This is a genomic window from Tepidibacter sp. (assembly GCF_025210165.1).
GTDB lineage: Bacteria > Bacillota > Clostridia > Peptostreptococcales > Peptostreptococcaceae > Tepidibacter_A.
The window spans coordinates 88,354-111,389 of the sequence record NZ_JAOASI010000076.1 but is presented as its reverse complement, the minus strand read 5'-3'; the positions used below and the strand labels follow the sequence as shown (position 1 = coordinate 111,389).

General features: G+C 28.0%; 24 protein-coding genes, 1 pseudogene and 1 riboswitch. Of the genes and pseudogenes, 5 read left to right on the top strand and 20 right to left on the bottom strand.

Translation table 11 applies throughout. The features are described 5' to 3' along the window. Positions 1 to 344 precede the first annotated feature (344 nt). The 4 genes from N4A48_RS13195 to nadE all read right to left on the bottom strand — a co-directional run bounded on the left by N4A48_RS13195 (position 345) and on the right by nadE (position 3,668). Complete coding sequence (locus N4A48_RS13195) at positions 345 to 941, bottom strand: DUF3885 domain-containing protein (protein WP_293666697.1); 597 nt, start codon at positions 939 to 941, stop codon at positions 345 to 347. 387 nt (positions 942 to 1,328) lie between these two features. Then, positions 1,329 to 1,811 (bottom strand): DUF6985 domain-containing protein, encoded by a 483-nt coding sequence (locus tag N4A48_RS13190; protein WP_293666695.1) that lies wholly within the window; start codon positions 1,809 to 1,811, stop codon positions 1,329 to 1,331. Between the two features lie 318 nt (positions 1,812 to 2,129). After that, positions 2,130 to 2,846 (bottom strand): YebC/PmpR family DNA-binding transcriptional regulator, encoded by a 717-nt coding sequence (locus tag N4A48_RS13185; protein ID WP_293666694.1) that lies wholly within the window; start codon positions 2,844 to 2,846, stop codon positions 2,130 to 2,132. 72 nt (positions 2,847 to 2,918) lie between these two features. Next, positions 2,919 to 3,668, bottom strand: a complete 750-nt coding sequence (nadE, locus tag N4A48_RS13180) for an NAD(+) synthase (protein ID WP_293666692.1) — start codon at positions 3,666 to 3,668, stop codon at positions 2,919 to 2,921. A gap of 128 nt (positions 3,669 to 3,796) precedes the next feature. Here nadE and N4A48_RS13175 point away from each other — a divergent pair, with 128 nt between their 5' ends. Then, positions 3,797 to 4,144 carry a sulfite exporter TauE/SafE family protein gene (locus N4A48_RS13175; RefSeq protein ID WP_293666691.1) on the top strand — a complete coding sequence of 116 codons (348 nt, stop codon included), beginning with the start codon at positions 3,797 to 3,799 and terminating at the stop codon, positions 4,142 to 4,144. Next, the gene (locus tag N4A48_RS13170; protein WP_293666689.1) at positions 4,144 to 4,512 is read left to right on the top strand and encodes a sulfite exporter TauE/SafE family protein; all 369 of its coding nucleotides are present in this window, start codon (positions 4,144 to 4,146) and stop codon (positions 4,510 to 4,512) included. Before N4A48_RS13175 ends, N4A48_RS13170 begins: the two co-directional genes overlap by 1 nt. An 11-nt stretch (positions 4,513 to 4,523) precedes the next feature. On the opposite strand, the gene N4A48_RS13165 is transcribed toward N4A48_RS13170, so the two are convergent. The 10 genes and pseudogenes from N4A48_RS13165 to N4A48_RS13120 form a co-directional block, all read right to left on the bottom strand. Next, on the bottom strand, positions 4,524 to 4,913 hold the full coding sequence (locus tag N4A48_RS13165; protein ID WP_293666688.1) for a CoA-binding protein: 390 nt from the start codon (positions 4,911 to 4,913) through the stop codon (positions 4,524 to 4,526). A 40-nt stretch (positions 4,914 to 4,953) separates the two neighbouring features. Beyond that, positions 4,954 to 5,604 carry a YigZ family protein gene (locus N4A48_RS13160; RefSeq protein WP_330665133.1) on the bottom strand — a complete coding sequence of 217 codons (651 nt, stop codon included), beginning with the start codon at positions 5,602 to 5,604 and terminating at the stop codon, positions 4,954 to 4,956. A gap of 82 nt (positions 5,605 to 5,686) precedes the next feature. Further along, entirely contained in the window at positions 5,687 to 6,457 is a 771-nt protein-coding gene (locus tag N4A48_RS13155; RefSeq protein WP_293666686.1) for a DUF1835 domain-containing protein, read from the bottom strand. Positions 6,458 to 6,695: 238 nt separating this feature from the next. Then, positions 6,696 to 7,312, bottom strand: a pseudogene (locus N4A48_RS13150) (YwaF family protein); the annotation flags it as partial. Between the two features lie 251 nt (positions 7,313 to 7,563). Continuing rightward, positions 7,564 to 9,309 carry a Na+/H+ antiporter NhaC family protein gene (locus N4A48_RS13145; protein ID WP_293666683.1) on the bottom strand — a complete coding sequence of 582 codons (1,746 nt, stop codon included), beginning with the start codon at positions 9,307 to 9,309 and terminating at the stop codon, positions 7,564 to 7,566. A 146-nt stretch (positions 9,310 to 9,455) separates the two neighbouring features. Beyond that, positions 9,456 to 9,635: riboswitch (Lysine riboswitch) on the bottom strand. A gap of 273 nt (positions 9,636 to 9,908) precedes the next feature. Next, positions 9,909 to 10,094 carry a hypothetical protein gene (locus tag N4A48_RS13140; protein WP_293666682.1) on the bottom strand — a complete coding sequence of 62 codons (186 nt, stop codon included), beginning with the start codon at positions 10,092 to 10,094 and terminating at the stop codon, positions 9,909 to 9,911. Between the two features lie 70 nt (positions 10,095 to 10,164). After that, on the bottom strand, positions 10,165 to 10,587 hold the full coding sequence (locus N4A48_RS13135) for an NUDIX hydrolase (RefSeq protein WP_293666680.1): 423 nt from the start codon (positions 10,585 to 10,587) through the stop codon (positions 10,165 to 10,167). A 140-nt stretch (positions 10,588 to 10,727) separates the two neighbouring features. Next, positions 10,728 to 11,375, bottom strand: a complete 648-nt coding sequence (locus N4A48_RS13130) for a HEAT repeat domain-containing protein (protein ID WP_293666679.1) — start codon at positions 11,373 to 11,375, stop codon at positions 10,728 to 10,730. Positions 11,376 to 11,444: 69 nt separating this feature from the next. Beyond that, positions 11,445 to 12,725, bottom strand: coding sequence for a GTPase HflX (hflX, locus tag N4A48_RS13125; protein ID WP_293666677.1), 1,281 nt, complete (start codon positions 12,723 to 12,725; stop codon positions 11,445 to 11,447). 100 nt (positions 12,726 to 12,825) lie between these two features. Then, positions 12,826 to 13,305, bottom strand: coding sequence for a hypothetical protein (locus tag N4A48_RS13120; protein WP_293666676.1), 480 nt, complete (start codon positions 13,303 to 13,305; stop codon positions 12,826 to 12,828). Between the two features lie 249 nt (positions 13,306 to 13,554). Here N4A48_RS13120 and N4A48_RS13115 point away from each other — a divergent pair, with 249 nt between their 5' ends. Continuing rightward, positions 13,555 to 13,812 (top strand): cysteine-rich small domain-containing protein, encoded by a 258-nt coding sequence (locus N4A48_RS13115; RefSeq protein ID WP_293666674.1) that lies wholly within the window; start codon positions 13,555 to 13,557, stop codon positions 13,810 to 13,812. A gap of 144 nt (positions 13,813 to 13,956) precedes the next feature. Here N4A48_RS13115 and N4A48_RS13110 read toward each other — a convergent pair whose 3' ends face one another. Next, positions 13,957 to 14,238: a DUF2325 domain-containing protein gene (locus tag N4A48_RS13110; protein WP_293666673.1), complete on the bottom strand. Its 282-nt coding sequence runs from the start codon at positions 14,236 to 14,238 to the stop codon at positions 13,957 to 13,959. A 143-nt stretch (positions 14,239 to 14,381) separates the two neighbouring features. Beyond that, positions 14,382 to 15,284 (bottom strand): chemotaxis protein, encoded by a 903-nt coding sequence (locus N4A48_RS13105; protein WP_293666671.1) that lies wholly within the window; start codon positions 15,282 to 15,284, stop codon positions 14,382 to 14,384. Between the two features lie 537 nt (positions 15,285 to 15,821). Here N4A48_RS13105 and N4A48_RS13100 point away from each other — a divergent pair. Continuing rightward, positions 15,822 to 16,619, top strand: a complete 798-nt coding sequence (locus tag N4A48_RS13100; protein WP_293666669.1) for a rhomboid family intramembrane serine protease — start codon at positions 15,822 to 15,824, stop codon at positions 16,617 to 16,619. 29 nt (positions 16,620 to 16,648) lie between these two features. On the opposite strand, the gene N4A48_RS13095 is transcribed toward N4A48_RS13100, so the two are convergent. Continuing rightward, positions 16,649 to 18,718, bottom strand: coding sequence for a methyl-accepting chemotaxis protein (locus tag N4A48_RS13095; protein ID WP_293666668.1), 2,070 nt, complete (start codon positions 18,716 to 18,718; stop codon positions 16,649 to 16,651). A 414-nt stretch (positions 18,719 to 19,132) separates the two neighbouring features. Here N4A48_RS13095 and N4A48_RS13090 point away from each other — a divergent pair, with 414 nt between their 5' ends. Continuing rightward, complete coding sequence (locus N4A48_RS13090; RefSeq protein ID WP_293666666.1) at positions 19,133 to 20,557, top strand: alanine/glycine:cation symporter family protein; 1,425 nt, start codon at positions 19,133 to 19,135, stop codon at positions 20,555 to 20,557. Positions 20,558 to 20,590: 33 nt separating this feature from the next. Here the strand turns inward: N4A48_RS13090 and murI are convergent, their stop codons facing one another. The 3 genes from murI to N4A48_RS13075 all read right to left on the bottom strand — a co-directional run bounded on the left by murI (position 20,591) and on the right by N4A48_RS13075 (position 23,008). Next, a complete protein-coding gene (gene murI / locus N4A48_RS13085; protein ID WP_293666665.1) occupies positions 20,591 to 21,355 on the bottom strand; it encodes a glutamate racemase in 765 nt (254 codons plus the stop codon). A gap of 72 nt (positions 21,356 to 21,427) precedes the next feature. Beyond that, positions 21,428 to 22,051, bottom strand: coding sequence for a TrkA C-terminal domain-containing protein (locus N4A48_RS13080; protein ID WP_293666663.1), 624 nt, complete (start codon positions 22,049 to 22,051; stop codon positions 21,428 to 21,430). 18 nt (positions 22,052 to 22,069) lie between these two features. Continuing rightward, complete coding sequence (locus tag N4A48_RS13075; RefSeq protein WP_293666661.1) at positions 22,070 to 23,008, bottom strand: DMT family transporter; 939 nt, start codon at positions 23,006 to 23,008, stop codon at positions 22,070 to 22,072. Between the last annotated feature and the right edge of the window lie 28 nt (positions 23,009 to 23,036).

Genomic DNA, 23,036 nt, shown 5'->3' with positions numbered 1-23,036 from the left:
AGAAGGGGTGAGCCTTGTGAAGAATTCGATACAAAAAGTCGAAATTATAATTGAAAACTCCTATTATCTAAAAGTATTGGTTCACTCTATTTAGGATATGTTTCGTAAATTTATTAAGTGACTTAGGTATATGCAAATATACAAAAAATCCCCCCTCAAACAAGGGGAGAAGTTTATATATTTTTATACACCATATATTGTTTTTTGGGTTTGTTTATCATTAGTCAGCTTATATTATCGTAAAATATATTTTCCATATCCTATAAAAAACCTCCTAAAGATTTAGAGGCTTTCATCAATAATTTATATGTTAATTGCCTAAACACGGTGATATTACATATCACTTACCAAGACAATGGCGTGCAATTAGGACTTACTGTTGATGCTATATCTACCCCTCTATCGTCATACATATAAAATATAATATTCCTTTCTCTATTTATAAAAAAACATTCATTTTCTATAGACGGTTCTCTATTAAAATCTTTATTCACTATTGCTTTTAATAATTTATCTATTTTTAAATTATATATTTTACAATCTATTACAACTCTATAAGTCTCTATGTCATCATCAATATAAAGTGGATGATTTAATTTAGTTAGTATCGCTCCGTTTTTTATATCCTTATTCTTCACAAAATTCTTTAAAAAATTTAATTCCTCTAATTTAGGTTTATCTTCATGCCTATCTTGTCTTATATTCAATACTACAAAGATACTCTCATTATCTTTTATAAGACTAGACAATAAGAACTTGAATCTCATATAAACATTTTTCATATAACCTCTAATATAATGGTGAGGATATATTTCTTTTTCTAATTCTATACTCATTGCATTTTTTGCAGTTAGATATAGTTCACCTGACAATTTTATTCCTTTAAAGTATGCTTTAATATATTTTTGAAAATTTGCTAAAACTACATTTTTATTGTTCACTTTAGACATTCCCTTTCTAATCTAATTTTTATTATAATTTCTTAGATTAAGTTTTAGACCCCATAATGTATAACATATTTATTTTTAGAGATTGCCTTTCTTAACAATATATTTTCTCCTAATTTTAAATCACTTCTTTCAAAATAGTCAATCTGACTTGTTGTTCCATTTGAAGTTGGTATTAAAACATCATTTAATAGTTTATATTTTCCTTACAATAACAACCAAACTAAAAATGAGGGGGTATCCAAAAGTAGCGGTATTTTGATACCTCTCCTTTTTCGCTTAAGCACTACAAATATGCAAAAAATCCCCCTTCAAAAAAGGGGGTGTATTCCTATTCCATTTCCCAGTTATGGAAAACTTCTTGTATATCCTCATCTTTATTTATAATTGTTTATTAAATGCATAGTTCCAAGTAATTTCTTCATAATATGAAGGTTCACTCCAACCATTTTCAGCATTGAATGACCCAACATAAAGTATTTTTCCATCATTAATTGTCCACTCTAATCCATGCTCTATCTCCCAATCACAATTTAATTCTAAATGAACTACTGGCTTACTATCATCTTTTGGAATATTAATTATCAAACAATTCGGTCTTATATATTTCAATACATCTTTTATCGTATTGAATTTAGGTGGTTCTTCGCCTATATCATCACAAAAATCATTGCAATAAATTATAGAAAATTCACACAATTTATTTATAATCTCATCATCTAAATTATTTAGTTCTTTAGCACAGAAATTGGCATATTCTAAATCTATCTCTTCATCCATAAGTACATCAATAGTTGTATTAAATAACTTAAATTCAACTTTTCCTTCTAATCCATAATCCGTTTTAGTTATATTATTAATCATTATATTCCCTCACTTATAATTATTATTTTGATACTGTAATTGTTATATCCTCCAATCTTAAAATAAGGGGTATCCAAATGTTAGCTACTTTTAGTTAATATTTTACTATTAAACTTAGATTATGACGTTTAAATATCCGTTAAAAAACTTCTTTGTCTGAGCAAAGGGAGTTTAAGAAGTTTTAGGATATTTAATAAGACACAATCTATTAGTTTAATTAAAATATTGACTAAGTAGCGGTATTTTGATACCCCTTATTTTTGGCTTAAGCACTACAAATATGCAAAAAATCCCCCTAAAAAAAGGGGGGTTATATTCCTATTCCATTTCCCAGTTGTGATACACTTCTTGTATATCATCATCATCTTCCATCATATCTATCATCTTATTCATAGACTTAACTAAATCTTCAGTATCAAGCTTTGCAGTAGTTTGAGGAAGCATCTTAACATCTGCTGCTATAAACTCATATCCTTTTTCTTTTAATGCATCTGATACAGCACTAAAATCTTCTGGAGCTGTTAATACTTCGAATCCATCTTCTTCACTTATGAAATCTTCAGCACCAGCTTCTAAAGCTGCATCCATTAATTCCTCTTCATCTATCCCTTCACTACCTATCATTATTTGACCTTTTCTATCAAACATGAATCCAACGCATCCTGAAGTTCCTAAATTTCCACCATTTTTATCAAAATAGTATCTTACATTTCCAGCAGTTCTGTTCTTGTTATCAGTTAAAGCTTCTACTATAACTGCAACTCCACCTGGTCCATATCCTTCGTATACAACAGCCTCATAGTTATCTCCTTCAGTTCCACCTGCACCTTTTTTAACAGCTCTATCTATATTATCATTAGGCATATTGTTAGCCTTAGCCTTATCTATAGCAGTTTTTAAAGCCGCATTATATTCAGGATCTCCTCCACCTTGTCTTGCTGCAACAGTTATAAGTCTTGCATACTTTGTAAATATTTGTGCTCTTTTTGCATCTTGCTTACCTTTTCTATTAATTATATTTCCTATACGTCCCACAATTTCTCACTCCTTAAAATATTAACATTAAACATTGTAATTTTAACATATAATTTAATTTTAGTAAACGAATTAGAATACAGGTGGCTTTGGAGGCATTACTCTTTTATGCTCTGATCTATTATGTAATCTATCTATTATTTCTTTATCTTTCTTCGGAACTTCTTCTCCCTTAACTACCTTATCTATCATATCATAAGTTGTTCCCATCTCATTCTCATCAGTTTGTCCTTCCCAAAGACCTGCAGATGGAGCTCTATTTAAAACAGAGTCTGGAACACCTAAAACCTCTGACCATTCATAAACTTCTCTCTTTGTCAAATTAGATATAGGAAGTATATCTACTCCTCCATCACCATATTTAGTGAAATATCCTGTATATACTTCAGCTGCATTATCAGTTCCAACCACCATGTAATTTAAGTTATTAGCTGCTGTGTAAAGAGTACTCATTCTTATTCTAGCTCTTAAATTAGCATCTGATATTCTAGTGTTATCTTCATTGTATATACCATTACTTTTCATATTATCAAGCACTATATCAAATAACTTAGATTGAACTTGAGTTAAATCTAAATCTAAATAATTTATGTTACAAGCCTTGACAACCTTTAAAGCATCCTCTCTATCCTTAGGGCTACTTTTTATCGGCATTATTACTCCTAATGAATTATCAGGAAATGCCTTTTTAATCAAGCAAGCAACAAGAGCTGAATCTATTCCTCCAGAAATTCCTACTACTAATCCTTTGGTACCAGATATTTTTACTTGTTCTCTCAACCACTCTACAGTTTTTTCTATCTTTTGTTCTATCGTCAACATCTTGTGACCCCTTTCTTTCATTAGTATATATCTAGTATAAGCAAATATATTAATTTATTTCATTTAAATTTAATTATATCATAAATATATTTTCTAGTTTATGCTAAAAATAATACTGGTGATAAAATATGAATATAAAGACTATATTAATAGGTTCTATAACAGGATTTATAAATGGTGTATTCGGCTCTGGTGGTGGAAGCATATTAGTTCCTTCCCTTAATAATATACTAGGGATAGAGGAACATAAATCTCATGCAACAGCTCTTAGTATAATAATATTTTTTACATTTACCAGTTCATTTATATACATAAAAAATGGAATATTTGATTTAAATGTTACCTACAAGGTTGCTATAGGAGCTACTATTGGAGGAATCATCGGAGCTAAACTTTTAAATAAGTTTTCAGGTCCAAAGCTTAGATTGATATTTGGATTTTTTATGATAATAGCTTCTTTAAGGATGGTGTTTTAATGCTCATATTAATAGGGCTTTTAGCTGGTATTATAGGTGGTATGGGTATAGGTGGAGGAACAATTCTTATACCTTCTTTGTTGTTCTTAACCTCTATGGATCAAAAAATAGCTCAAAGCGTTAATTTATTGGCATCTATTCCAATGACTATATTTGCACTCATTTTTCATATAAAAAATAAGAATGTAGAATATAAAGTGATTATACCTATAGTATCACTTGGAATAATAGGAGCTTTACTAGGATCTAAAATATCATCAAGCTTAAACTCCCACTTTTTAAGAAGGATGTTCGGAATTTTCTTATTCATAATGGGAGTTTACGAAATTAAAAAAGGTTTAAAAAAAGAAGCTACTCCCAAAAAGTAGCTCCTTTTTTACTATCCTAACTCTACATACAAGCAATCATAGTAAACTATATTCAGTCTAAGCTCTTTAGCCTTATTTATAGTTTTTTCATCAAAACTTCCAGGCTGAAACCATACATTTCTTATGCCAAGTTCTTCTATATCATCTAGTAGTTTATTAGATATACTAGGATTGACTATTATGCTAACACAATCTACTTTTTCTGGTATATTCTTTATATCTTTGTATATTTTATATCCTTCTATCTCTCTATATTTAGGATTAACTCCATGAGTTATATATCCAATATCATTTAGTTTCTTAAATATTTTATATCCATATTTACTTTTATCATTTGTAACTCCTACAACTGCCCATTTCTTCTTTTTCATCATTTCTTCTTTTAGTTTTTGTGTTGACATTATACCCCTCCTACTATAAGGATATATACTCAACTATAGATTAATCTAATAGTATTTCATCATTGTATTTTGATAGGTAAAAATCTTCCTTTTGCTCAATCTCAACATTTGAGCTTGTTATATCTATTATTTTATTTTTTACTATCTCTACTTCATCTAATTTTGAGTATACTACTATTGTAACCATATCTTCATATAATATTTCTTTTATTATATATCCCAGGTTCATAAGTTCATTTTGAACTTTTCCTAAAAGAGTATAATCTATTTTAAATCTTATATCTGTGTATAAAATTCTATCTATTATTTTTGATGCACTAAGACCTATTTTAGCTCCTTTTGTATAAGCTCTAACAAGTCCACCTGCTCCTAATTTTATTCCTCCAAAGTATCTTGTAACAACTACTGCTACATTTCTTAAATCCTCTTTTTTTATAACTTCAAGACTAGGTATGCCAGCTGTTCCAGATGGTTCTCCATCATCACTATATCTTTGAATATCCATATTCATACCTAAAGTATAAGCCCATACATTATGAGTTGCATCCTTGTGTTTTTTCTTTATTTCATTTATAAATTCCAAAGCTTCTTCTTCAGTTTCAACAGGCTTTGCATACCCTATAAACCTCGATTTTTCTATTATAACTTCATCTTCTCCATACTCATGTATAGTTTTATATTCCTTTATCATAAAAATCCTCCTAATTATATCCAGTGGCAACAATGTCACACTAATTAATTTCACTATATTCATAGCATAAACTACATATGTTTTATACTATCTTTCTAATATTATTAAACACATATCTATCTAGACATCTATTTTCTATCTCTAAACATCCCATTGCTGCAAGTTGCTTAATTCTCCACACAACAAACCAATCTCGTAAACATGGCTTCTCCATTCCAATAAATTCACCAACTATTCGTGCTATGCGTATATTTTTTCTAGGCACTATTTTTAAAATTAAATCATCATAATAATACTCATGAACAGTGTAAATACCTTCAGATATTTTAGCTCGCAACAATCCATTATCATAAACTAATTGTTCCCATTTCTTAGTATATACTATTTTTTCTTGTTCACTTAATCTTTTAACATTTTTGAATAGTATTGGTAAATCTTCTGGATAAACTTCACTCACCCATTTATAAAAAAATGTTTTATTACCTAATATTTTTTTAGTACACTGTACTACTTTAATATCTTTATTTTGAAGCAAGCTAACCAAATAATATAAATTACAATAATCTCTTGGATTATCTGAATACCAAATAGCAAACTCATTTTCTTTAGATATCATTTCATAAAAATCATCAAATTCTTTCTTTATGTTAATATCATCTTTATCTATAATTTTGTCATTATAAAAAATGTTATGTATTACCGTTTTACGACTTTCATATTCTCTACAATTTGAAATATTTCCTACAGATAAATCATCATTAAAAGATACTATATTTTCTTTTTCTATTAATTGTAATTTCATAGCATGTCTGATATTGGAGTATGAACTATTATCAAAACATATATGCAACATTTTGCTTCCTCCTGTCTAATATATCATTGTTTCTAATTATTAATCTCTTATTCAAATTCTAACATAAATAATTAATAAAAGTCTGTTGATTAAATTAATCAACAGACCCTTATTAATAGCTAGTAACTTCTTCTTCTTTTATCATTTCATTCTTCTTATCTCTTATATAAAAAGGTATATACCATATCGAAACTATACCTATTGCTATAATCATAAGTATAGGTACATAATATGGATAAGGCGGTAAGTAATCAAGGGGAGTTTTACTAATTGGTTTACTTCTTAAGTATGAATAATTAGCTCCTATAGCATAATTTACAATCTCTACCCCTACAAAATATACTATTGTCCAATTTATAGTTTTTTAAGTGATGATAACTTTGGTTCAAATTTATAAAAATACATCATGAACAATACAGATATTAGCATTCCACCATGCCCCATAAAAAACTGAATAAACATAACATGAGGAAATTCAAACCCAGGATCAGGAGTTATAAGTGCAACAACACTTCCCGACATTCCCCAAAAATAAGCTACTTCAAAAAAACCATAACTCTCTTTTAGAAGCATTATAATACATAAAATAGTCGTTACCCTACATATGTATAAAGGTAATGATTCTTGCCATGTGAAATTTCCAGAAGTTATATACCAAGAATACATAAAAAACTGCTGAACAATAAGCATAATGCCTATACCAAATCCTACTTTTTTTCTATTATTTTGTATATATTCTCTCATTAAAAACATCCCCAAGATAATAGCCCCTATTATTATCAATGTTGTTATATGACTCTTTGAATAAAGATTAAAGGTTTTTGAGTCATATGTAGCTTTCCAAAATGCATTCATATATGTTTTTCTCTCCTTTTTTCCTATATATTACAATTTCCTTTGGCAACGTCTATATTATAACATATATACATACAATAAAAAAATCTTTCTTCTAAAGATTTACAATGTAGACTTTTTTGAAACTCATAACGGAAATTATATTTATCCACAATTTCAAAATGATTATAATTTCCTATTCGTTATAAAAAATAGTTGCCTAGATTCTATTTGTACAAAATCCAGACAACTAATGTTATGTTAATATTTTATTATAAGTTTTCTACATCCTTTAAGGATACACTCTCTGCATCCTCTACAGGTGTTCCTACAAAATACACAGTTCCAATTATAGCTAAAATGGCTATTGGAAGAGTTATATATACAGGTACTCCAAATCCTGCTGGTAAATATCCAAATAGTATAGATATACTACCTACAGTTAAAGCATATACAATTTGAGTATTAACATGATCTATATGATTACACCCTGCTCCCATAGAAGATAGTATAGTTGTATCTGAAATAGGTGAACAATGGTCTCCAAAAGTCGCTCCAGTTAAAACAGCTCCAGCACTCATTATAATATATGAAGACTCTGGTGATATAGCATGTGCTAAAGGTATAGTAAGAGGCATAAGTATACCCATCGTTCCATAAGATGTTCCTGTTGCAAAAGATATAACAGCTGCAAGTGCAAATATTATAGATGGTAGTAAGAACTTAGGTATAGCCCCAGATAACACAGATACTAAAAACTTAGCAGTTCCAAGCTCTTTTATTACACTACTTAAAGACCATGCAAGCAATAATATAACACCTGTTATAACTAACGAATTCATTCCCTTTATCCATGTATCAATTGCTTCTGATACCTTAAATATTTTTTGGCTAGTACCCATTATAATAGCTACTATACTTGCAAACAATGCACCTTGGAATAACACTATACTAGCATCAGATGCTCCAAAAGTTTCTCTGATAGCTGCAAATGAAACAGGAGAGTTCTTCAATAATTCTATTAAAACAGTATCTTCTCCACCCATTATAGCATTGTACCCATTGTAGTAAAAACCAAGTAAAGATGCAAATATTAGAACACCTATAGGAACTATAGCATTCCATACACTAAGCTTAATTCCTTCTTTAGGTTGAATTTCTTTGCTTTCCTCTTCAAACTTAGCATCTATTTCATCACCTAAAACTTTTCCACTAGTTCTAGCCCTTCTCTCACACTTAAGCATAGGTCCAAATTCTCTTAAAAATACAGCTGTACAAACTATAAATATAAGAATTAATATATTGTAAAATCTATAAGGAATAGTAGATATAAATACAGAATAAGCATTTACCTGTTGACCTATACTCGCATAAGCATCCTTTATTAAACTTATTTCATAACCAATCCAAGTAGATATAATCGCAATACCAGCTATAGGAGCTGCAGTTGCATCTATTATAAATGACAGTTTTTCTCTTGATATTCTCATTCTATCTGTTACAGGTCTCATTATAGGTCCTACTATAAGTGCGTTTGCATAATCATCAAAGAATACTATAAGTCCTAAAATCCAAGTAAATAATTGAGCACTTCTAGGAGATTTTGCTCTTTTAGCAAGACTCTCAGCTATGGCTTTAGCCCCTCCCATTCTAGTTATAAGTGCAATAAGTCCTCCTATAGTCAAACACTGAAGAATAATACCAGCATCCCAAGGGTCTGCTAAAGACGATAAAACCTTATCTATTATAGATAAAAATCCATTAAATAATGCCATAAAAACATTAGAACCACTTAAACTAATTAAAAATGTTCCTGAAAATACTCCTAAAAATAACGATAACACAACATTCTTAGTTATAAATGCTAATACTATAGCAACTAAAGGTGGTAATAAAGTTAATAATCCAAACTTGTCTGCATTAACTTGAGCTGGGTCTAGCTCCTCTGCAAAACCAAAATTCATACATAAAACAAATAACATAAAAGTTAAAATTAAAACAAGTCCATTTTTTCTCATTTTTACTCCTCCTAAAATTTATAATTACAAGCGAAATTTTTTGGAGAAGAGTCCATCAAAACAAAAAAACCTTGAGTCTTCACTCAAGGTTAAATAAGCACAATTAAACTAATTCCCTATCAATAGGATTAACTGCCTACTCTCATTTGAATGATAGCTCTCCACAAATAAATATTTGTGACAGTGCTGCATATATTATATGCAACCCCAACCATACAACCTTAAAGCAATCAGTTGTACAACTTCGGCATTATTTCCTTTCCTACTTCTTCATAGTGCTTAACTCCAAAGCAGTACTATTAAATAATGCAACCTCTATCTTTTTTTCGTTCACTTGTTATCTCTAATAATACAATACACTTTTAGTTTAGTCAATAAAAAATTTGTCTACTCGCTAACGCGGTGACTCATGTCGCCAACAATCCTTACAGGCTCCGTTGCTCAAAAATAGTCTCAAGTGTAGCTTTTTCAATCAGTTATCCATAAAACAAAAATGATATAGTTTCCTATTCGTTATAAAAAATATCTGCAAATTTAAATTTTCTAAACAAAAAGCCTTATTTTTAAAAACAAGGCTTTTGTTTAGGAAATTATATATCTTATTGCATATTACTTCTAATTTCATCAATTAAATCTAATGTGCACTTACCATTTTGATAGTTATTACATTTAGAACAACTTTCTTCATTTTCTCTAACAGATGATGTAAACTGATTTTCTATTGGACTGTATTGACTACATTCAGATGCTATTGCTCTCAATTGATTCCTACTTAAATTTTCCATAGTTGCATGCCTCCTTAAATTTTAGTCATATATAGTTTAACCTAAAATTTAAAGTTTGATTCTATTTAACTTACATTTCTTTTTTTAAGTGTTTATATTTTTTATAAGATAAATTAACTATAGATTTATCTTGACTATAGGTTATCAATTCCAACGCATCCTTTATTTTATAAAATCCCCCATCTATAAATCCCAGATCTTTATTTATATCGCATTTTATATCACTTGATTCCATAACATACCATACTATTTCGTTACATACCGGAGTTTTTCTACTTATTGAATAAAATTCATAATTAGTCTGACCTGCTGTTGATAATATTTTACTTTCTACACCACATTCATCTTTAACCCTATCTATAGCTACTTTATTTGGCATATTATTACCTTTGATTATCCCTTTTGGTAATACCCATTCATTTTTGTCATTTTTTAGTATCAATACTTTGTTTCCATAAAAAACTATTCCTCCTGCACAATTTCTAAAAAGCATTCTAAACTCCCCCTTATATTATATTCTAATAAACTATAATTAAAATTATAAGATCAGATAATCTTATTTTTCTGGGTTCTTGTTTTGTATTATTAATATATGCTTTTTAAATAGCACTTATGAGAATATATAGTTAATTTTTACTTTTTCATCTTCTCAAGTATATCTATTGCTTCTAAAAAAGCTCTTTTTACATATTCTTTTTCATTTGGATTGTTTATCAAATTTTTCAGTTTTTTTAAAGTAGTCTTATTTCCTATTTTGCACAAGGATTTGGCTGCATATTGTCTTACCTGTGGTTTTGCATCTATAATTCCTTTATGTAAATAATCTATACTTTTATCAGATCCTATTTTACCCATAGCAGAATAAGACATTCTTCTTACTCCTCCATGAGGATGTTTAGAATATTTATGTACTATATCTAATAACCTAGAATCTTTTAACTCTCCACATATCCAAAGAAGTATCATCAAATCATCTACATTTTTTTCTATCAAAACTCTTTTATATATAAGTTTTTTTACATTGTTTAATTCATTTTCATTTAGTGAATTTATAATACTAGTTCTTGAATCCTTATCTTCTTCAAGTAATATATCTATAATAGTTTTATTCTTGTGCTTATTTTGATTCAAAAGTTGTTTATACTTTATTATATCTCTATTTACATCATCAATTTTCATATTTCTTATTTTGCTTATTTGATTTATATTTTTACCTTCTTTATAGAGTAGATATGTGATTTTGAAGTCTTCTAAACTATCTATATTCTCCCAACTCAACACCGCTTTTATCCTCCAAATTTTACTTTATCCAGAAGCTAAGAGTTCTTAGCTTCTGGATTAGTTCAAGTTTCACTTTACCTCATATTCTTTGTACTTTCCATAATCTATATCATCAAGTGTTACAGCTACAAATATTCCATCTTCCTTATATTCAAAATTATCAACATTATTTTTATTTTTAATAGAGTTAAATACTTCTCCCTTGTTATATGGAATCAACAGAGATACATTGTTAAGATTTCCTATTATTTTTTCTTTTATATTTTCTAAAAGTTTCTCTATGTTATATCCTGTTTTACATGATATAAATACGACATCCTCATCTTTCTTTGCATCTACATCATATCCTAACTTATCAACCTTATTAAATGCAGTTATAACAGGCTTATCAAGTGCTTTTAACTCTTTTAAAACATCAAGAGTAGTATTCATTTGAATATCATAGCTATCATTTGATGCATCTACAACATGAATTATCAAATCTGCATATGTAACTTCTTCAAGTGTAGCTTTAAATGCATCCACTAAATCATGAGGAAGTTTACTTACGAATCCAACTGTATCTACTACTAAAAACTCTTTCTTATTAGAAAGAGATGCTTTTCTCAAAGTAACATCAAGAGTTGCAAATAACATATCCTTTGAAAAAACTTCTTTTTCCATTTCATAATCTTTATGAGTCTTTATAATTTCATTTGTAAGAGTTGATTTTCCTGCATTAGTATACCCTACCAAAGCAACTATTGGTATACTATTTTTAAGTCTTTTAGACCTTTGTGTTTCTCTGTTCTTCTTTACTTCCTTAAGCTCTTTTTTTATATCAGATATTTTATTTAATATATGTCTTTTATCAACTTCAAGTTTTTGCTCTCCTGGACCTCTAGTTCCAATTCCCGCACCTGTTCTTGACATTTCTTTACCAAATCCTGAAAGTCTAGGAAGTCTATACTTTAACTGTGCCAGTTCTACTTGAAGTTTTCCTTCCCTGGATAAGGCTCTTTGAGCAAAAATATCTAGTATAAGCGTTGTTCTATCTATAACTTTTACATTTAATAATTCTTCTAAATTTCTTATTTGTGCTCCCGAAAGCTCATCATTAAATATAACTACATTTATATCTAAACTTTCACAATAATTCTTTATCTCCTCTAGCTTTCCTTTACCTATATATAGCGCAACATCTCTAGATTCTTTATTTTGAATTATCTTTTCTACAACCTCAGCTCCTGCAGCTTGAGCTAATTCCTCTAATTCCTCCATAGAATCGTAAATATCTATGTTATCTTCTTTCTTAAATACATTAGTTATATTAAGTCCAACTAATAGCGCTCTTTCATTTTTTTTCTCCATAAGCTCACCTCTTTTTTATATTATTTATTATACCTTTTATTGTTATTTTTAATTATACAAGAACATTAGTTTGGTGTAAACCAAAAACAAGGCCCTATCGCTAGCCTTGTCTCTTAGCAAATGCTTCTAAGCTTTTAATATATTCTTCTTTTTCTTTTATAAGCTTAGTTAACAGTATATATGTATTGGTTCCTATATCTTCTTCTTTTTCAATTACTCTTCCTTGTATATCTATTAATAAAGCATATACTTGATTTTCCCACGATATCGAAAATTTCAAAAGACTCTTGACATTCGTTATATCGGGCTTTGCTAATCGTTTTTTAAATTTATTAATAAGAAATAAAATTTTATCATATAATAAAAAGTTAATTACTTCTGATAAATTCTCTTGCTCTATATATTCTTTTTCTTTTGTATAATAAGTTAAATTTCTATCTAGGTTCTTTAATAAAGTTTTTACTATTATGCTTATTAACTTATTTTGAAAATTCTCATTTGCAATTTGTATATATATTTCTTTTCTTTTTTGTTCTATATATATCATTTTATCTATCAAATCTATATTATTATATGCCAATACTTGCCTTCCTTTCTTTATTAATCGTACTAAAGTCTTAGTTATTAATTAATTATACCCAATATAATGGATTAATAATCTTATGATATCAGACCTATATTTTATCAAACACGCTTTAATTAAGCAAATAATATTTAACTTAGTACTACCAAAACTAATTATACTTAATCCAAACTTAAATAATCATATAATTTCCTACTAATTATAAAATTATTGTATAATTAATGTATATAGGAGGGGGATATTTAAATGAGTGAGAATTATAAGTTTTTTCAAAATAGTAAGTGCGAATACTTTCCATGTCACAAGGTAGTAGATTCTAAGAATTTCAATTGTTTATTTTGTTTTTGTCCTTTATATATGTTAAAAGATAAATGTGGTGGAAATTTTAAATACAACAATGATATTAAAGATTGCTCTGACTGCACAATACCTCATAGTAAAGGTGGATATGAACATATAATGTCTAAAATGAAAGATGTAATTCGTATAGGAAGTAAGACATAAAAAAAATAACCCCTAAAGTATTTTTCATATTATACTTTAAGGGGTTATTTTTATGTATGAAGATATGTGGCTATTATATAAATTTGCCATTATAGCATCTCCTCGTTTATTATTAATTATTGATTTTTATTCTAAGATTGTATATTAACATGTCATTTCTTTTATTGTATTTTTAAAAGATGTTTTACTACTATTATGACATACCACTACTGGTATATTTCTTTTCTTAGCTTCCTTAGATACTGTACTAGCAACTTTATGAGATATAGTATCTGTAAATATAACTATTCCATCACTCTTTCCTATAGACTTTGTCATATCATTTCTTCCATATGTATACACCTTAGCTTTTACTCCATGTTTTTTTGCTTCATTTATGTATATTCTTTCCATTCTATCATGACCACCGTATATCACTATACTCATCCTAATCACTCCTTATGTTTTTATTAATAATCATTCTCAATTAATATTTTAAATCATTTTTCCGTAGTTGTCAATAGTAAAACAAATATTTTTTATCAAAATAAAAAGAATGTGATATCATTTTGATATCACATTCTTTTTCATTATTTCTCTGATGTAAGTTTATCTATTAAATTAACAAGCTTTCCAACCTCTGGCTTACTCATTTGAGCATCAGCTCCTACCGACTCACCCTTATGCATTAAATCATTAGTTATAAGAGATGAGAATATTATTATTGGAAGAGTCTTTAATATACTATGTTCTTTTATCTTTCTAGTTAATGTATGCCCATCCATTTGTGGCATTTCAATATCTGTTATTAAAAGCTGAACATCTTCTATATAATTTTCTCCTTTTTTATCAGCTACTGATATCAAATAATTATATGCTTGTTCTCCATCATCAAAAAATCTTAAATTCTTAAATCCAGCCTTAATAAGAGTGTCATTAAGAACCTTTCTTATAAGCGGAGAATCATCAGCTAATATCATTTTTATATCACTTCTATCTTTAATCTCAATATCATTCATTCTTTCCTCATTTATTCCTGAAGCAGGGCTTATATCCATAACTATCTTTTCAAAATCTAATAACATAAGTATTTTATTATTGTATATTATATTTCCAATAACTAAAGACGTTTCATTCACATCTTCTGATTTTTTAATTTGATTCCATCCTATTCTGTGAATTCCCAATATGTTATCAACACAAAATGCTACCTTAATATTGTTAAATTCACATAATATTACCTTACATTTTTTAATATCTGTATTCTCTTTTTCTATTACATGTTTCATATCTATTAATGTTACAACGTCACCTCTGACCAAAGTAAGACCTGCCACCGCTGGATGGCTATTAGGTATCTTAGTTAAATAATCTACCTCAAGTATTTCTTTTACTTTTATAACGTTAATCGCATAGTGTTCTTTATTTATTGTAAATTCTAATATCTCAACTTCACCAGTTCCTGATTCTAATAATATTCCTTTATCTTGCATAAATTCATCCCCCTTCATTTTTCGACTATACAATTTATCATTCGACACTTTTGCCCGTTCTCCTTTTTAATTCTATTTTTTCATTATATACCCCTGGTATTTTTTACAAAACTAATCCTAAAGACCTATTAATAAAGTGGAATTTCATAGCAAAATATACTATCCTTATTCATAGTATTTATTAAAAATAAAAGTTTTATACCCATATATACTTATTTATCCTTATATGCCCACCATCTTATTCTTACCTTTTTTTCTTTATTTATATAACGTGAAAATAATTTAACATTGGTTTAATTTTTAAATATAATATCATTATTGGAGGTATAGAGATGCATAATAAGAATTCTAATGACGATGAAAAAAGTACTTCTTCCTATACCCAGCATCTTTGAAGTTCTATTAAATTTCTCGGATAGTTATAGCTTTTAATTTATAAAGTGATTGCTTATTCTAAATATTAAATCCCATTTTTGGTCAATATATATTATATATGTTATAATATAGTGTATTTTGTTTACAAAAGGAGGTCATCTAATGAACTGGATAGATAAGTTAGAACGAAAATATAGACATCTTGCAATCGAAAATTTAATGTATTATATAATAGGGTTATCAACACTTATATATGGTATCTATTACATAACAAACTCTTATAATCTAATATATTTACTTGAGCTCAGCCCAAGTTTAGTTATGAAAGGTCAAATTTGGAGACTTATAACCTACATTTTCATACCACCTTTGACTTCTCCAATTTGGATATTTTTTAGACTTTATATCTATTATTCTCTCGGTTCTGCACTTGAGTACGAATGGGGTAGCTTTAAATTCAATCTATACTATTTGTTAGGTATGATTGGAACTACAGTAGTAGCATTTATAATCAACTCTCCTGTTAATGCTACCTACTTAAATCTATCTATCTTTTTAGCATTTGCTAAAATATATCCTGATTATGAATTTCGTTTATTTTTTATCCTTCCAATTAAAGTTAAATATTTATCTTTCTTAAATTGGATTTTTATAGGATATACAATTATATTTTCACCTGTATTGTTTAAATTAACAGCTATAGTATCTATAATAAATTACTTTATATTTTTTGGAAAAAGTAATTTATATGATGCTAAAAACAGAAGAAATGCTTATAACAGAAAAAAACAGTTCAAATCTAATATAACTAATATAAATAGAAAAGATTATTTTCATAAGTGTACTATATGTGGAATAACAGACAAGGACGATCCAAATATGGAATTTAGATACTGTTCTAAATGTAGTGGTCACTATGAATATTGTATTACCCATCTTTCTGAACATGAACATAAATAGAGATGAAGCTATTGCTTCATCTCTATTTATTATATCTTAAATTTATCAATTTCTTCCTTTAGTTTATTAGCACTTTCCTTAGATTTTAACGATTTATTCATAACCTCACTTGACTTTACATTTATATCATATATTTTATTTACAATATTACTAGTTCCCTCAGCACCTTCAACAGATGCATAAGATATGCCTTCTATAGAGCTAGTAATATTTTGTAGAGCATTTAGCAGTTGTTTTGATGTTTCATCAAACTCTTTAACTAATCCATCTACATAATCTGCATCAAGTGCATAATCCTCAGCAACCCTCAACATAGTCTTGTAATCTTTGTCCACTTCACTTGATACAAACTTCAAAAGAAAATTAGAGCTTTGAGATAAATTCTCTACAGAATATTTTACTTTTTCAGTTACACCTTGAATTTTTCCAACAGTATCTTTTGACTGTTCTGCAAGCTTCCTTATCTCATCAGCTACAACTGCAAATCCACTTCCATATTCGCCTGCTCTAGCTGCCTCTATCGATGCATTTAGGGCAAGTAAATTTGTCTGTTCTGTTATTTGCATTATAGATTCAGATAATAAGTTTATTTCCTCAACTACCTTAGCCTCTTCAATAGCTTTATAAACTTCATTTTTTCCTTTAACTATAATACTAGATGCCTTATTTATAGAATCAACGACATTCTCCTTTGTTTTCTTAGCTCTTTGGCTTATTTTTCTAGCCGCATCAGCTCCTTCTTCCGATTTTAAATTTATATTTTTAGCAGAATCCTCTATATTCTTCGATACAAAGGTTATCTTTTCAGTAGATGCAGCAGTTTCCTCCATATTAGCTGATAATTCCTGAGTTGTTATAGATATACCTTCTATGTTATTATTTAAATTATCTACATCTTCAAGTATACCACTTACATCTAAGTTTATATTATCTGCTTCTTGCTTTACCTGCTCAATAAGTCTTTTTAATGAATCCTTCATAGATGCAATTCCTCTTATAGTAGTTCCAACTTCATCTTCTATTTTCATATATTTTGGTTCAATCACTACAGAAAAATCTCCAGTTCCTATCTTTTCAATATATTTAGAAGATGCAAGTATAGGTTGTATCATTTTATTTGACAATATATATATACATATTCCTATTATAAAAAATATTAATAATGATATCATTATTATAGTTCTAACAATTTCAATTGTACTTGATTGTAGCTCTTCTTCCATTATGAAAGATGCTAATATCCAATCAGACTCTTGTATTTTATATGGATTCACCAAATATTTCTTATCATTCATATAAATAGAAAACGCTTCTTTTTTTGGTTCTAAAATTTTTTCTAACCCATTTATTCCAATCTCACTTATATTTTTTAAATTATTCTTCTTATTATTACCATCTGCTAATACAGTACCTTCATCATTTAAAAGCATATAAAATCCAGTTTGTCCTGTTTTTGAATTTTTTAATACATCGCTTACCAATGAGTCATCTACGTCTATACCGACCATCCCCTTTAAATTTCCATTCTTATCTTTAAAGGATTTAACATTACTTATAATAATTTTATCTTTTTTAAATTCACTCATATATGGTTTAGTTCTTGCTACTTGTCCATTTGAATCTATAGCCATCTTATACCAATTCTTTTCCCTGGGATCATAATTAGGTTGTATATTCGTCTGAGGCCATTGAATATATCTCCCATCATTTGTAGCAACATACACAAATACAGTTCCTTCATGAACACTTGCATAATGTTCAAACATATCGTATATTTTCTGTTCTATTCCTCCATTTTGAGATGGCGTCATTAATACCTCATTATTATTTTGTATATATGTAGTTACACTATCATCTATATTTTTAACTAATACATCACTAGATATCATATCTATATCTTTATCAACTTGGTTATAGAATATATTCATAGATGCATTAACCATATTCATTCTTTCCATAGAATCATTTAAATAGTCTCTTGTAGATTTTGATATCATTTTATAATAAATAAAACCATCAATAGCTCCTATTATTATTAAAGCAATCAAAAAAATACTAAATATAAATTTATTTCTTATACTTTTAAATTTAATTTTCATATAATATTCTCCTTTCTTATCTGTAGTTTTTTGAAATTAATGTTATTTAATACAATTATTATATAATAAATATCCAAATATTTGTTTTATTTTTTATATTTTGGAATTTTATTTGTATTATTTTTTGTTTATATAATTTTTATGAAAATTTATATGAATAATTTTTTTTAATCAATTCATAAATTATTGATTTTTTTTATGAAAATTTTTATCCTAAAATCTCTTAATTCATTTTATATGCAATGATTTCAATCACAATAAGTACCTTTTCAATATACATTTCATATTTTGTAAAATTCAGAATAAAAAGAAATTTGATATAATATTTATTTTTTGGTACAATTATTTCAATTGATGCTAAATTTTATTAAGCAATAATATAATTTTTAAAGTTTTGGTAAAGGAAGTGGTAGTATGTTAAATTTTTTAGAAAAAATAGTTTCTGTAGGAAACACTATACTTTGGCAATATGTTCTTATAGTTTTACTTATTACAATTGGTGTTTATTTTACATTTAAGTCTAACTTTGTTCAGTTTAAATTTTTAGGAGAAATGTTTAGGTTATTAGGAGATAGCTCTAGTAATTCATCTGATGAAAAACAAGGTGTTTCTTCATTTCAAGCATTTTGTATAAGTACAGCTTCTAGAGTTGGAACTGGTAACTTAGCTGGTGTTGCATTAGCTATTTCAATTGGTGGTCCAGGTGCTGTATTTTGGATGTGGATTATAGCTTTAATAGGGGCTGCATCAAGTTTTGTTGAGAGTACGCTAGCTCAGATTTATAAAATTAAAGATGAAAACGGATATCGTGGTGGTCCAGCTTATTATATGGAAAAAGCTTTAAATAAGAGATGGATGGGAGTTTTATTCTCAATACTAATAACGTTATGCTTTGGTCTTGTTTTCAATGCTGTACAATCAAACACTATTTCACTTGCTTTTGAAGAAGCATTTGGATTAAATAGAATTATAATTGGATTAAATTTAGCTGTACTTACATCAATTATAATATTTGGTGGAGTTACAAGAATTGCAAAGGTTACAGAATTAATAGTTCCTGTAATGGCAGTAGCTTATATATTAGTAGCTTCATTTGTAATTATAAAAAATATTGCTTTAATACCATCAGTATTCTCACTTATTTTAACTAGTGCATTTGGTATGAAGGCTGCAATAGGTGGAGGAATTGGTGCTGCTTTAATGCAAGGTATTAAAAGAGGTCTTTTCTCTAATGAGGCTGGTATGGGATCTGCTCCAAATGCAGCTGCAACAGCCGAAGTATCTCACCCTGTTAAACAAGGTTTAATTCAAACACTAGGAGTATTTACTGATACAATTTTAATATGTAGCTCAACTGCATTTATAATCCTTCTATCTGGAGCTTATTCAACAGAAGGTTTAACTGGTATACAACTTACACAAACTGCTTTAAGTTCTCAAGTAGGCTCTTGGGGACATACTTTTATAGCTGCTTGTATTTTATTATTTGCCTTTAGTTCTATAATAGGTAATTACTATTATGGTGAAACTAATATTGAGTTTATAAACACTAACAAAACTTATTTATTAATATATAGATTGTCAGTAGTAGGTATGGTTATATTCGGTTCAGTTGCTAAGGTTCAAATTGTTTGGGATATGGCAGATTTATTCATGGGTTTAATGGCTTTAATAAATCTAATAGCTATTTCTCAACTTGGTAAGATAGCATTTGCAGCATTAAAAGATTATGTATCTCAAAAAAGAGAAGGGAAAGACCCTGTGTTTTATTCAGATAGCATCGAAGGTCTAGAAAATATAGAATGCTGGGAAGCTTCAAACTCATCTAAAAGTGCATAAACATGTAAAAGGAAGGATTGATAATCCTTCCTTTTACATGTTTAATAATTTATAAGATAATTCTATTTTTGATTCATCTTCTGATGAATTTACAATCTCTACTCCACCATCTATAACTTTATCAGACAGAAGATCCCTTCTAGATAATATATTTTTTAGATTTTGTGCAGTTCCAAAACCACCATCTATAAGTTTCACTCTATTTCCTAAAACCTTTTTTATAGCATCTTTCAAGAATATGTAGTGTGTACATCCGAGCACAATGGAAGATATTTCATTCATATTAATATCTTCAAATAACTCTTTTATAGATTCTTCTACCTGATTTCCTTCTGTAATACCATTTTCTACTACAGTTACAAGTTTTGGAGCTGGAACCTTAATAATCTCAGCTTTATTTTTATATTTATCCATAAGCGAGTTAAACTTATTTTCTTTTAAAGTTACTTCTGTAGCTAAAACTACAATCTTCCCACTTTTATAAACTTCAACGGCAGGTTTTAATGCAGGTTCAATTCCTATAATAGGTATATTGTAGCTATTTCTAAATTTATCTACAACAGCACTAGTAGCTGTGTTACATGCTATAACTATAGACTTAACTCCTCTATCTATAAAATAATCTCCTATATCTAAACATATTTTTTCTAGCTCTTCCTTAGTTTTTTTCCCATAAGGTATATTTTGGGAATCACCGTAGTATATATAATCTTCGTTGGGCATTAGTTTTTTTGTTTCTCTTAAAACACTAATACCTCCCATACCTGAATCAAATATACCAATAGGTCGATTTCTCACTATATCACCTCCTAAATCACTATCATAATTATATCATAACTTTTTTATTCTTAAGAAATTATAATATTGTATCTATACAATTTTCAAGTATTCATTTATCTTATCTAAAACCCCTAAATCTCCTACTATTATCAAACTATCACCTAACTTAAATTCAAGATTCGGCCCAGGAGATAAAATCATTTTACCATTTCTTAAAACTCCTAGTATGGTTGCTCCAGTGTTTTCCCATATTTTACATTCACCTATAGTTTTTCCTATAATATGATACTCTTCTTTTAATTGAATTTGTATGGGATCTATTATTTCAGATCTTTTGAATTTATATAAGTCTATAATTCTTTCCATAGTTTCCTGTATTCTTTTTTCTATTTCTTTTTTTTGATCCATTAAATTCTTAAGGTTTTGTCTTAGATCGCTTATTGTCTCTTCACTATTTCTAAAACTTTGAATTACTTCCCCTGCTTTATATTTTGATAATACAATTATTCCACTTCCCTTACTAACTCTAACTACTTCTCTATCCTCTAAAACCTTCATAGCTTTTCTAATTGTTTCAGGAGATACATTGTATTCAGAAGCTAATATAGATCTTCCTCTTAATTTTTCTCCTTCGTGTATGCTTCCTTTATAGATACGAGTTGCTACATCAACTGCTATTTTTATGTATCTAGGAATTGAAATACGTTCACTCATGAAATTCCCCCGTTCAGATTATTTTACATCAATTTTTTTTGACTCATAATTCATTATTTTAGATTTTATTAGTTTTACAATATCATAATATGATAAATTTAAATTAACTACATAAACAGATAATACTATCAATATCGTCCCTATCATCTGATTTTTATCTATTGTTTCGTTAAATATAAAATATCCTCCTAAAACTGTTACAACAGGTGAAAAATTCAAATACAATGTTGTAACTGTAGATCCAAGATTTTCTAAAGCATACATATACAAAACGTATGCAATAGCAGAGCAAAATAAAGCTAGATATAAAAAGTTGTATACTATAGTATGATTTATCAAATGCCAATTGTTATTTTCAAACAATGCAAACGGAATTAGTACTATGGTTCCAAATATTATCTGATAGAATACAATCGCTAATTGTGAGTATTTTTCAAATAAATTCTTGGTTGTATAATTATAAAACACCCATGAAAAAACAGCTCCAAACATAAGTATATATCCTAATGTTTCTTTTTTTTCTAATCTTATATTTCCCCCTATTATGAAATATATTCCAATTATTGAGAATACAACTCCTAACAGATTATTAAAACTCAATTTATTTTTTAATATAATACTGTCAAATATTAAAGAAAATATAGGTATAGTTCCTGTTATTAATGATGCGTGAGACGAGCTTATATATTTAATACCATAATTTTCAAAGCAATAATATACAGCAACACCAAAGATTCCTGCCACCGCCATAGATTTTACATCTTCTCTTTTAAGCTTAGTATCCGGCTCCTTTATTTTAATTACAACAAACAATATACTTGACGCTATTAAAAACCTCAGAGTAGCAAGCGTCATAGGTCCGAATACATTTAAAGTTATTTTTATGCTCAAAAAAGATAGTCCCCACATAGTAACAGTTAAAATTATTGCAATAATAGAATAAATTTTAGTTTTCATAAATTCCCCTTCTTTTCCCATTATTAAT